At 41.8% G+C, this 11,463-nt stretch carries 10 protein-coding genes; 2 read left to right on the top strand and 8 right to left on the bottom strand.

Going from position 1 to position 11,463, the window contains the following annotated elements:
• Positions 1-51: 51 nt before the first annotated feature.
• The 8 genes from CEF13_RS08930 to CEF13_RS08895 form a co-directional block, all read right to left on the bottom strand.
• A complete protein-coding gene (locus CEF13_RS08930) occupies positions 52-1,431 on the bottom strand; it encodes an ABC transporter substrate-binding protein (protein WP_102710364.1) in 1,380 nt (459 codons plus the stop codon).
• 33 nt (positions 1,432-1,464) lie between these two features.
• A complete protein-coding gene (locus tag CEF13_RS08925; RefSeq protein WP_102710363.1) occupies positions 1,465-2,295 on the bottom strand; it encodes a carbohydrate ABC transporter permease in 831 nt (276 codons plus the stop codon).
• A 10-nt stretch (positions 2,296-2,305) separates the two neighbouring features.
• Positions 2,306-3,175 (bottom strand): carbohydrate ABC transporter permease, encoded by an 870-nt coding sequence (locus tag CEF13_RS08920; RefSeq protein WP_102716290.1) that lies wholly within the window; start codon positions 3,173-3,175, stop codon positions 2,306-2,308.
• A gap of 264 nt (positions 3,176-3,439) precedes the next feature.
• Complete coding sequence (locus CEF13_RS08915) at positions 3,440-3,859, bottom strand: HIT family protein (RefSeq protein WP_211297039.1); 420 nt, start codon at positions 3,857-3,859, stop codon at positions 3,440-3,442.
• Between the two features lie 106 nt (positions 3,860-3,965).
• Positions 3,966-4,826 (bottom strand): sugar phosphate isomerase/epimerase family protein, encoded by an 861-nt coding sequence (locus CEF13_RS08910; RefSeq protein WP_102710362.1) that lies wholly within the window; start codon positions 4,824-4,826, stop codon positions 3,966-3,968.
• 4 nt (positions 4,827-4,830) lie between these two features.
• Positions 4,831-5,976: a Gfo/Idh/MocA family protein gene (locus CEF13_RS08905; protein ID WP_102710361.1), complete on the bottom strand. Its 1,146-nt coding sequence runs from the start codon at positions 5,974-5,976 to the stop codon at positions 4,831-4,833.
• A gap of 2 nt (positions 5,977-5,978) precedes the next feature.
• Positions 5,979-6,866 carry a sugar phosphate isomerase/epimerase family protein gene (locus CEF13_RS08900; RefSeq protein ID WP_102710360.1) on the bottom strand — a complete coding sequence of 296 codons (888 nt, stop codon included), beginning with the start codon at positions 6,864-6,866 and terminating at the stop codon, positions 5,979-5,981.
• Positions 6,863-7,786 carry an AraC family transcriptional regulator gene (locus CEF13_RS08895; RefSeq protein WP_102710359.1) on the bottom strand — a complete coding sequence of 308 codons (924 nt, stop codon included), beginning with the start codon at positions 7,784-7,786 and terminating at the stop codon, positions 6,863-6,865. Before CEF13_RS08895 ends, CEF13_RS08900 begins: the two co-directional genes overlap by 4 nt.
• Positions 7,787-8,060: 274 nt before the next feature.
• On the opposite strand from CEF13_RS08895, the gene uidA reads away from it, so the two are divergent.
• Positions 8,061-9,860 carry a beta-glucuronidase gene (gene uidA / locus CEF13_RS08890; RefSeq protein ID WP_102710358.1) on the top strand — a complete coding sequence of 600 codons (1,800 nt, stop codon included), beginning with the start codon at positions 8,061-8,063 and terminating at the stop codon, positions 9,858-9,860.
• 121 nt (positions 9,861-9,981) lie between these two features.
• Positions 9,982-11,385, top strand: a complete 1,404-nt coding sequence (locus CEF13_RS08885) for an MFS transporter (protein WP_102710357.1) — start codon at positions 9,982-9,984, stop codon at positions 11,383-11,385.
• The last annotated feature ends 78 nt before the right edge of the window (positions 11,386-11,463 follow it).

Genomic DNA, 11,463 nt, shown 5'->3' with positions numbered 1-11,463 from the left:
ACTAAAGCTAGAGCACCAAAAAGGCTGCCCTAGCTTCGTATTCCTATGCAATTATTGATTCGATTCGACTAATTTTTGAATTTTCTCTTGTGCCGTATTAATCGTTTTATCGATATCCTGGCCTTTTAGCATCATGAGATCAAACTCTTCCTGCATGATTTTCTCCACTTCCGCTGAATAGGCTGGTGGATTTTTGACAGGGTTCATAACGCTATTTTTCAGGAAATTCAGCGCCGATTCCTTATCCACCATTGCTGGATTTGCTGTAGCAGCAATAATTTTATCCAATACCTCTTCCATATTGGCACCTTTCCAGGATGGAATATTTCTGCCCTGTACCATAAGTCCTTTTGTCGTGAACCAACGGATGAACGTATAAGCTTCCTCTTTATGCTTCGACTTGCTATACATCGTCACAAAATCCGAAGAAACAGTAGTCGTATTCTTGTCTTCTTTATTTATTTTTGGATAAGGTGCAAATACCGTTTTGAACGTAGCCGGCACTTTTTCGGTTCCGCCCACCTCAGGAATGAGAAACGTTCCAGTCAATATCATACTTGCGTCTTGATTGAAATACTGTGGTCGATAGTTCAGCTTCTGGCTAAGCACTTCAGCGTAAGGTGTCGCTGATTTGTCCTTCTCCGCTTGCAAACGAATCTCCAGTGATTTGCGCATAGCCGGATTCGTAATATTTGCCGCTTTAGAATCATCTGTTACGAGGTAAGCATTCTCCGATTGATTCGCCAATGCAAGCATTGCGAATGGATTGGTCCAAGTATGGAAGTAGGTGCCATACCGTTTTTTCTCTCCATCCAGCTTTGTCATTTTTTTGGCGTAGTCAAGAAACTCGTCCCAAGTCCAATCCGTTGGAAGCGTCAGACCTGCCTCTTTCAGATGGTTCTCGTTAATGGCAACGAAGAAGTTGACCGATTTCCCTGGCAGTCCATAATATTTCCCGTTTTCTTTCGTATTGACAACATATTCGTCATCAAACTTAAAGCCATCTTTGTTAATGTAATCGTCAAGCGGCTCCAGCATGCCAAGAGCAAGCCGCTGTACATAATGAGCTGGCGACGAGAACATAATGACGTCCATATCTTCACCAGAGGCGGCAGCTAAATCGACTTTCTTTAAATGCTCAGTAGCATTGTTATCTCCAGCGGATACGTATTCGAGCTTAATGTTCGGATATTCCTTCTCAAATTCCTGTTTCACGATATCAAATTTTTCATTTTCCAAGTTGTACCACGTATAAATCTTAATCGTGACCGGCTTCGCATCCTTGCCCTTGCTCGTCTCTGCATCTGTTTTATTCGTACCTGTTGAACCCGTTCCAGTTCCCTTTCCGGTTCCTGTTCCTGAACAGCCCGCGAGCAGTACTGCTGCAATCATCATAACAATTGCTGTGCTTGACATCCATCTCTTAAACATACATTTTCCCCCTTTTTTTGACTATCCTTTGATCTATCCTTTGACACTTCCAGAGGCCACGCCTTCAATTACATGCTTTTGGCCAATGATGAAGATGATCAACAGTGGTAATATGGCAGACACCGCGCCAGCCATCATGAGCGAATAAAACTCTCCGTTCACGTCAGAAAACTTGGTCATCCCGAGCTGAAGTGTAAATAACTTATCGGACCTCAAAAAAATGAGTGGATTCTGATAATCATTCCATGTCCAAATAAAGCGAAGAATCATTACGGTAGCCAAAGCTGATTTCACTAATGGAAGCGTAATTCGAACAAAGATAGTTAGATGGTTGGCACCGTCAATACGCGCTGATTCAATAATTTCATTATGAATACTCATATAAAATTGCCGAAGCAGGAACGTCCCGATTACGGAGGAACCGCCTAGAAGAACGAGTCCGGTATGACTGTCAAATAGACCGAGCCAACGATACATCATAAATTGAGGTACAAGGATAGCCTGACTCGGAATCATGAATGTCGCGAGAATAACGATGAACAGCAAATCGCGTCCTCTGAACGAAATTTTCGAGAATCCGTAGGCAGCCATAGATGAAATAATAAGTGAGAATACGGTTGTCAGTAATGTAATTTTGATCGTGTTCAAATAGTACAAGCTGAAGGGAAGCGCGCCAAACCAAACCTCACGGTAATTTTCAGCTGCATTCCATGTTTTCGGTATCCATTGGATCGGATAAGTCAACACATCCAGCTCTGGCTTGAATGAAGCGGAAAGCATCCACAGGAAAGGCATAATAAACATGATTCCTGCAGCACTCATCAACAAAGTAACGATGACACGGCTAATACGTAACGAGCTCATAGGAATCCCCCTAGTAATTTACCCATCTCTTCTGGCCGATCCATTGAACTACTGTAATCGCCAGAATTAAGACAAGAAGTGTGATGCCAATTGCCGACGCATAGCCGGATTTCAATTGAATGAATGCAACTTCGTACAAGTAGAACACGATGACTGATGTTGATCCCGCAGGACCGCCATTCGTTAGAATCATAATTAAATCAAAAACTTTAAAGGAACCGACGATGCCTGTAATGAGCAGGAAGAACGTCGTTGGCGAAAGCATAGGAATGGTTACAGTGAAAAACTGCCGGATTTTTGAAGCACCGTCGATATCAGCAGCTTCATAGAGATCTCCCGGAATGTTCTGTAGTCCGGCCATAAATATAATCATCTCAAAGCCTATCCCAGCCCATACCATAATGATCATGACGGATATGAGCGAAAAACTCGGATCTGCCAGCCATGTCGGCGGATTATGGATTCCGATCGACATTAGAAATTCATTAATAGGACCGCTGCTTGGATGAAATAATACCCGCCACAGGACAGCTATCGCAACGAAGCTGGATATGAAAGGCATGAAATAAATAACTTTAAAAAAACTTTTGAAGTAAGTTGCTTTATTAATGAGAACCGCTAATGTCAACGAAATAAATAAGGAGACGGGTATAACAAAAATCAAGGCAAAATTGTTAGTTAACGAGCGGATGAAATGATCATCGGAGAACATTTTCAAATAATTATGGAATCCAATGAATTTGATCGTGTCTAATCCTGCAATAAAATTCCAGTCTGTAAAACTGATTATTCCGGATAGCAGAATCGGTATAATCGTAAGAACTGTGGCCGTTATCAACATCGGCGATATAAACAAATACCCAGCTAATGTGTCCTGCATAAATCTCTTTCTTTTTTTTCGGGGAACCTTATGTGCGGCAGCTCCGGTCTCTTGAAGCGCTTCCAATTCAATCACCTCTTGTTGTTCGTCTATGTTTTCATTATAGAGAGGCCCCCTTTGGAATACAGGTCAATAATTTTTCTCTTAGAAAAATAATTTGCTTATTAACCAAAAAAAACTGTTGGAAAGAAGAAAAGGCCATTCTCCGCATTACACGGTAAGAATCACCTTTTCATCCCGTCTATTCAAATTCGAACATTGATCCTATAAATATTTTTTTATTTGCTCGATCAGCTCTTGATACTCCGCTTCATCTAATTGCTTATTGTCCGAAGGATTCATTACAAACATACTTCCCCATTCCGGCCCATTGATTTGTTTGGGTACAATGTGGAAATGGACATGCGGCATCGTATCGCCGAACGCTCCATAATTGATTTTGTCGGCTGAGAAGGCTTGCTCTACAGCACGCGCAACCTGAGCTACATCCCTCATGTAGGCGTCCTGCATATCCTGGTCCAAATGGAAAAATTCCTTATAATGCTCGTTTAATGCTACAACACATCTGCCTTTATAGGTCTGCTCTCTGAATAAAAACACCGTTGAAACCCGAAGCTTGTCTATTTCAATCATAAGCTTCTCCAGCCTGCCGTCATGCGCACAGTACATACATTCCTTTATCACCTAGCAGCTCTCCTTCTCTCATAACACGCAAACTAAATGGATATGCAGGAAATGACAACGTTGTTAATTTAAGTTGAAATTATTGCTGCATATGCTTAAGCAATGGTTAAAACCAATCGGCATAACCCAATTTTCTCAAGTTGTCTCCAGAGGTTTTCAAACAATCAAAGGGATCACGTCCATATAATTCGTCCTGCTCCACCAGAAAGTATTGTGCGCCGCTCTCAAGACCAGCTTCAATAATACCCTTCATATCTAGATTGCCTTCGCCGACTTCTGCAAATTCAATAACATTGGTGAATGCTTGAAAAAACTTAGACATATCTTTGAAATCGATCTCACTCAAATCCATTTGCCCGATACGATAATCTTTCAGATGCAGCAAAGAAATCCGTCCCGCATAGTTTTTAATGAGTTCGATAGCATCTACGCCGGCTCGTTGTATCCAGTGAACATCCAGCTCAAAACCAAGCTTAGAGGTACTGTTCTTCATCAAATCAAGCAAATATTCACCATCATATTTCGCGAACTCAATATGGTGATTATGATAATATAATTCAATGCCGTGCTCAGCCAGCCTGTTCGCCATAAGCTCCGCTTTTTCGATAAAAGCCATTATTTTATCCTTATTGTCCATAATGTTTAACGGCAGCATGCCTATGCGCAAGAAATTGCAATCTAATGTTCGGCAGTCGTTTACGATCTTATCGAAATCATTTATTAACGTTTCTCCCGGCATGCCTGGCATCATTGGCTCAAGGGCTGCTGAAAGAGAGGCTATCTTAATATCGAAATCCGCACATGCCCGCTTCAGCTCAGATACATTGACTGCTGTCATCGGAATTTGGGATACTTCCACACAATGGTATCCAAGCTCATTCAGCTTTCTCATCGTCTCATAAACGCCCAATTGTTCAACTTTCCCTTTGAGCATCATCATTTGAACGCCAATTTTTCCTTTTTTCATGAAATTAGCCCCTCTCTGCTGCAATCTTTTTGTTTAGTTCAGCTGCATACAGTTCTTCATCAAATGGTATTTCAACTTCTTTGCCTAACCAGCTAGAAAGATGGATGGCATTTGCCAGCCTTACACCATGAATTCCATCGCTCCCAGGTGCAAGCAGCGGTGTGTTGTTTACGATATTAGCCGCAAAGTTTTCCAATACAGCTATATGCTGAGCACCCCATACACTTTCGAATTCGAGCACTTCTTCCTCGTATATTTGCGATAGGCCCTGACCCATGAAAATTTTTGTAACATCCGCCCAGCTCATCGTTTTGCTCATTTCGGACTCAGCTGTAAGCAGCCGTTTGATCGTAACCTTCTTGCTGTCATCAACAACGATTTTTCCTTTATCACCTAAAATTTCGAACCGGTCTGTGCCAACTACATCATGCGTACAAGTAACAAATACACCCGTAGCGCCATTGCCGTAATCAAGAATCGCTGTTACGTCATCCTCAACGGCAATATCTCTTTGGTAGCCATATTTCACATTGGAATATACCTTCTTCGGCATCCCACAAATCCACTGCAGCAAATCCAGTTGATGCGGAGCTTGGTTCACTAGTACGCCGCCGCCTTCGCCGCCCCAAGTTGCTCTCCATTCGCTTTGCTCATAATAGCCCTGTGGTCTCCACCATGTCGTAATTAACCAATTGGTTCGGCGGATCTCCCCAATCTCACCACTATCAATAATCGCTTTCACTTTCTGATAGAGCGGATTGCTTCTTTGGTTGAACACAATGCCAAAGGTCAAATCCGGTTTTGTCGCTGCAAATTCATTCAGCTCCTGCACCTGTTTGGTGTAAACACCAGCCGGCTTTTCTACCAATGCATGAATATCTCTTTTTAAAGCCTCTATTCCCATCTCGGGGTGCAGATAGTGTGGTACGCAAGTCACGACAGCATCTACATGGCCGCTTTCAAGCATTTCAATATAATTGTCATAGAAAGGGATGTCGGGATACTTCTCTGCACACATGGCTTTCTTTGCCGGATCAATATCACAGATGGCGCCAATCGTCATATGAGCCACCTTGCCCTCTGCCAGAAAACCAGCGTAAGCTCCTCCCTGTGCTCCTATACCAATAATACCCATTCTTACTTTTTTCATTTTCATTTCTCCTCACCATCGATTTTGTTAATGATTCTTATTAATGAATCATATTGAAGCTTGTATCCACCTGCACCATCTAGTCCCTTGTTGTCCTTAATTACTTCTGCTGCATCCTCAAGCTCTAAATCCTTTAAGGAATCAAATAATACTAAATGCGGCTCCAGCGTTAGAAATCCCTTGTAACCGCTTTCGAGTGCCTGTGCGAGAATCTCTGGTATTTTTCCTTCACCTGTGCCGCATACCACATTTTGGCTATCCGTAGAAACCGCGTCTTTAATGTGAATATAAACGACCTCATCCTTCAGTAAATCATAGCAAGCTTGCGTATCCTCACCACACTGCACGAAATTAGCAAAATCAAAAATGGCTTTAAAATAGGGTGAAGCAACCGCGTTCAACATTTCACTACAGCGTCTTGCAATATCGCCATAGATATCCTTCTCATTCTCATGCAATAAAATAATTTCGTATTTCCCTGCAATAACAGCAAATTCCTTTAGCTTGCTTATGACTGCTTCTCGATACTGGTCTGCATTCTCACCCTTTGGAATATAGAAGCTGAATATACGAATGTATTTGCAATTTAACAAATGGGCAATATGGCAAAGCCTCTCCAACATGAGCTTTTGTTTGGCAAAGCCCTCTTCATCGTTAATGAATACTTTGCCAATAGGCGAGCCAATTGAAGAAACGCCGATTGCATATTTATGAAGACGAGGAAGAACCTTTTCTTTTATCTCCTCTATAGTGAAGTCTCCAATATTTTTTCCGTCAATGCCCCGCAATGAAATATAATGCATGCCTAACTCCGATACCACTTGGAGCTGCGTATCGAAATCAGATGATATTTCATCTGAAAAACCAGAGATCATAAGGTTTTTATTCATTTGTGACTGCTCCTCCGTTGTATTCGCTTATTTTCACGATAACGTGACGGTGTAATTCCTATTTTTTCTTTAAAAAAACGGCTGAAATGCGCCACGCTCTCAAAGCCTGCTGCACGAGAAACGTCAGTCAGAGACTGATTAGGCTCCATTTCCAGCAAATACTTGACCTGATTTAGTCGACAGCCCATTACATATTCCATCACCGTAAAGCCTGTCACTTCTTTAAATATATGTGATGCGTAATACTTGCTTAAGTTCAAATCCGCTGCCATTTGATCCAAACTGATTCCTTCGGTGTAATGCTGGTCAATCCAAGATGAAATTTCCTCGGCATGCTTTTCTTTGCTCGTCATTTTTTTCTTTACATGCGTAAATTCTTTCTGAGCCATTTCATATATGCCAAGCAGCAATTGAACGAGCTCCATCTTCACTTCCGCTTCCAGCATTATGTTTTTTTGGCCTGTTCGCTGCATTTCCTCATCAATTTGGACAAGCTTGATCGCAAGCTGCTTCATTCGTCCATCTACAAATTGCCCCGATTCATCATTCCCCGTTCGAAGCAAACAATTATTCAAGTTTTGAAACGGTTCCAGCACATTCGAGATGCCAAGAACAGACAACAGCTCCTGCAGCCAGTCGGGCGAGAAATGGATCATACTTCTTGTATACGTACTAATGTCTCGCGGATTTGGCTTATGCAAGGTCAATCCATCCAATAAAATGATATCGCCAGGCTCTAAATCATAAATCCGATTATTGATTAAATATTTACACTCCCCTCCACAAAAAAAATAAATTTCGTATTCATGGTGCGAGTGGAAATTAACAATAGGCTGCTCCATTCCTTTCACCCGATAAAAAGCCGTCATCCATTCATCTAGTATTTTGGATTGGAATAACGGAGATTTCCATAGATCCATTTCACTCACGCCTTTACAAGTACAGACTATCAAACAAAATGATGTTCAACGGAGCTGCTTTTATGATATTACAAGGAAGGACAAATAGCTTTCTACAGCATTGCTCAAAAAATCGTAGTATTTGACTCAAATTGCTTATTATTTCACCCAACCTGATCCACGTTAATTAAATCCTGAAAACGCAATATAAATCCTTTTACCATCAGGTAAATATGATTATACTCTGTTTGTAAGCATTTTCACGCATGTGGCATTCGATAAGGAGTGAACTGAAATGTTGTATCCGATTATAACAGATTCTCGTGGAATCATTGAACTAAACGGAATTTGGAATTTCAAGCTGGATAATGGTGACGGATTTAAAGAGCATTGGTACGCTTCCAAGCTTACCGATATCATGCATATGGCAGTACCCGCTTCTTTTAATGATGTAGGCGTCACAGCCGATGTTCGCAATCATGTAGGCTTTGTATGGTATGAAAGAGAATTCACTATACCGAATCTGCTTTTATCTCAGCGTATCGTATTACGATTTGGATCAGCTACACATGCAGCAAAGGTTTATGTGAATGGACAGCTAGTTGTAGAGCATAAAGGCGGATTTACACCATTCGAAGCCGAAATTAATTCATTCCTGCAAAACGGCAAAAACCGCTTAACAGTTGCTGTAAATAATATTTTGGATGAGACGACGCTTCCGATTGGGTCCTACAGCGAGAAAGAAGTTCCCGGTCTTGGCAAAGTCATTCGAAATACACCCAATTTCGATTTCTTCAACTATGCCGGTATTCATAGACCTGTGAAAATTTATACGACACCTCAAACTTATGTCAAGGATGTAACGATTGTTACAGCAATAGAAGGAGCAGCGGGTGTTGTACAATATGAAGTCGATACGGCTGGCGATGCGCAAGTGACAGCAAGCATTATTGACCAAGATGGCTTTATTGTTGGGGAATTCGAAGGGCATAAAGGCAGCATCACTATCAATGACGTGAAGCTCTGGGAGCCGTTGAATGCTTACCTTTATAATCTTCGCGTAACGTTAACCAGCAATGATGAAACCATCGACGTATATGAGCAGCCCTTCGGTGTTAGAAGCGTCGAAGTGAAAAACGGACAATTTCTCATTAACAATAAACCGTTTTATTTCAAAGGGTTTGGCAAGCATGAAGATTCACCGATTCACGGAAGAGGCTTTGACGAAGCCGTTAATGTAACCGATTTCCGGCTAATGAAATGGATCGGCGCCAACTCTTTCCGTACGGCTCACTATCCTTATTCCGAGGAGTTAATGAGATTAGCCGATCAAGAAGGACTTGTAGTCATTGATGAGACGCCTGCAGTTGGCTTGCATTTGAACTTTATGGCTACCTTCTTTTCTGGTGGGAAGAAAAGAAACACATGGAGCGAGCTTACGACAGGAGAATATCATCAGGAGATCATCCGAGAGCTGATTGATCGCGATAAAAACCATGCATGCGTGGTGATGTGGTCCATTGCGAACGAGCCCGCTTCCGAAGAAGAAGGCGCTTATGAATACTTTAAGCCGCTTGTTGAATTCACCAAAGCTTATGATCCGCAGAACAGACCCGTAACGATCGTGACTCATTTAATGGCTACACCGGAAACGGACAAAGTGGCAGAGCTTGTTGATGTTCTCGCATTAAATCGCTATTACGGCTGGTATGTGGACAGCGGCGACTGGGAAATGGCAAAAACGAATTTGCGCAATGAATTTAAAGGCTGGTACAAACGCTGCCCTGGCAAGCCAATTATGATGACTGAATACGGCGCCGATACCGTTGCTGGACTGCATGATGTGGACCCGGTTATGTTCACCGAAGAATTCCAAGTCGAATATTTACGGGCCAATCATGAAATATTTGATGAATTTGAACACTTCATCGGCGAGCAAGTATGGAATTTCGCAGATTTCAATACAAGCCAAGGAATTATGCGTGTACAAGGCAATAAGAAAGGCATTTTCACTAGAGACAGAAAGCCGAAATATGCCGCGCATGAACTGCGTAAACGATGGCTAGCGATTCCCGAATTCGGCTATAAGAAATAATTGGCCATCCGCAGCTAAGCGTTTAACTTAAACAAATGGGAGTCTGATTATTGATTATTGCGGACAAAAGTAGTCAGACTCCTCATCATCAGAGACAAGATTTCGATGGGAGTGAGCACGAATGAATGCAGTGAGAGAAGTTGTAAATGACATCGTCATTCCTTCTACAGAGAAGGTAAGAAAATTTGGTAATAGAGACAAGATCGGATATATGTTTGGCGATATGGGAAATGACTTGTTTTTCGCCTTAATCGGTGGATATTTAATGTTATTTTATACCGATATTTACGGGATTTCCGCAGCTGCCGCTGGTATGATTTTACTCGTAGCACGAGTTTTAGATGCCATATTCGACATCGCATGGGGTTCCTTCATCGATTCAAGACCAGTAGGTCCCAGAGGGAAGTTTAGACCTTATCTATTATTTAGTGCGATTCCTGTAACCGCTTTCGGTGTACTCACATTTATGCATTTCCCGGTAAACGAAAGCTGGAAAGTAGTCGTTGCCAGTATTGCTTATATTGTTTGGGGATTAGCTTATTCAACCATCAATATTCCCTACGGTTCAATGGCATCTGTCATTACAACAGATCCGATTGAAAGAACTTCTTTATCTACATTCCGAACACTCGGCGCTCTTTTGGCTAACGTATTTATTATGGTTGTTGCTCCAATGATAATATTCGGCTCGGGGAAATCACCAACAGCACAAGGATTTCTAACTATCGCTGCAATATGCGCAGTTCTTGCGAACGTTTTCTACTTCAGTTCCTATAAGTTATCTGTTGAAAGGGTCCGGGTATCTAAGCCATCCAAGAAAAACAATTTATTGAAGTCCTTGAAAGGAATTGCGAAAAACAGAGCGCTATTGGGGCTCATGCTCACTTCTTTTGGATTTCTTGCGTCTTATATGACCGTTAATGCCCTAACCCCTTATTTATTCAAGGATTACTTTCATGCACCAAATCTTATCGCTTTGTCTGGATTAATCGGACTAGCTTCAAGCTTTCTGGCGATGCCGATTATATCTCCACTCGCTAAGCGATTCGGCAAGAAAGAAACAGCAACAATCGGCTTAATTATCGCATTCGTCGTAAATACACTTATGTTTTTACTACCGATCACGAGCCCTTATGTTTATATGGTATTAAACTGTATATCCGGCTTCGGGCTGGCTTTCCTAAACATTCTAATATGGGCTTTGGTTTCGGATTGCATCGATAATCAAGAAAGAATTACCGGAAACCGTGAAGAAGGAACCGTGTACTCCGTCTATTCCTTAGTAAGGAAGATTGGTCAGGCAGCAGCGGGCGGTATTGGCGGATTCGCATTGGTAGCAGCCGGTTATAACTCAGGCATTGCAGAGCAATCCGAGAAGGTGGCAGCAGGAATTAAGAGCATTATTACTTTAGTTCCGGCTTTAGGTTCACTAATAGCACTGCTCTCCATCTACTTGCTCTACAATTTGACTAAGAAAAATTTGGTTAAATTAAATGAAGAATTAACGATAATGAGACAAGAATAGATAATCAGTGATTAATAAATAAAATTTCGCTACAAAAAAATCAGGCAGCGCTTAAACGCTGCCTGATTTTTGTTTCCA

Origin of the sequence: Paenibacillus castaneae, assembly GCF_002884445.1 — a bacterium.
GTDB classification, from domain to species: Bacteria; Bacillota; Bacilli; order Paenibacillales; family Paenibacillaceae; genus Pristimantibacillus; species Pristimantibacillus castaneae.
Note: the sequence above shows the minus strand (reverse complement) of the source record. Positions and strands in the feature narration are given on the sequence as shown.